Raw genomic sequence first — 1,039 nt, 5'->3', positions numbered from 1 at the left:
GGCTTTGTTGCACAAACCTAGCATCAAAAGCTTATTCAGCAATATAATTTCAAAATGAATAAGCCTGCCTCTAAAATCTACCGTACAACCAATTGGTCATCCTATAACCGAGCCTTAATTAACCGAGGTAATATTTCCATTTGGTTTGATCCAAAGACTCAGTGGTATGCACAATCACAAGGCAAGCAAGGTCGAAATCAAACCTACTCCGATACAGCGATTCAATGCTGCTTAATGATCAAATTACTATTCCGACTCTCTTTACGTATGGTCACAGGTTTTGTTCAAAGTCTGATTAAACTCTCTGGATTAGATTGGACAGCTCCGGATTATTCCACCCTTTGTCGTAGACAAAAGCATATTGATATTGCGATTAGCTATCAAAAAAGTAGTGATGGACTGCATCTACTCATAGACTCTACTGGTTTGAAGTTTCTTGGTGAAGGTGAATGGAAACGCAAGAAACATGGGGCTGAATATCGTCGCCAATGGCGTAAGCTTCACATTGCTATAGATGCTAAAACCCTGCAAATACGTGCAGTACAACTCACCACAAATAATGTCAGTGATTCTCAAGTACTCGAAGATTTACTTGCTCAAATTCCCTTGGATGAACCAATTGATTCTGTTTATACAGATGGTGCTTATGACACAAAGCACTGCCGACAAGTCATTTTAGATCGAGATGCACATGCGATCATTCCACCTAGAAAGAATGCAAAGCCTTGGAAGGATCAGCAAGCGAGGTCTATAGAGCGGAACGAATTATTAAAGACAGTCAAACGGCTAGGCAGATCGCTTTGGAAAAAGTGGTCTGGTTATCACCGTCGAAGTTTGGTTGAAACCAAGATGCATTGCATCAAATTATTAGGCGATAAATTAACAGCGCGGAGTTTTCCAAGTCAGGTGAATGAGATCCATGCACGCATGGCAGTCTTGAATAAATTCACAGAATTAGGTCGCCCTCATACCCAAGTTGTCTCTTAAGTTTGAGTAGCTTAAGGGAACTCAGCCTTTCAAACCTTTATGCAACAAAGCC

The 1,039-nt window shown here is 40.8% G+C and carries 1 protein-coding gene; it reads left to right on the top strand.

Translation table 11 applies throughout. From position 1 onward, the window contains the following. Positions 1-54 precede the first annotated feature (54 nt). Positions 55-987: an IS5 family transposase gene (locus tag FTT94_RS16465; protein WP_180025590.1), complete on the top strand. Its 933-nt coding sequence runs from the start codon at positions 55-57 to the stop codon at positions 985-987. Positions 988-1,039: the final 52 nt, after the last annotated feature.

Source organism: Acinetobacter sp. YH12027, assembly GCF_013420085.1.
GTDB classification, from domain to species: domain Bacteria; phylum Pseudomonadota; class Gammaproteobacteria; order Pseudomonadales; family Moraxellaceae; genus Acinetobacter; species Acinetobacter amyesii.
This window is presented reverse-complemented; position numbering and strand designations above follow the sequence as displayed.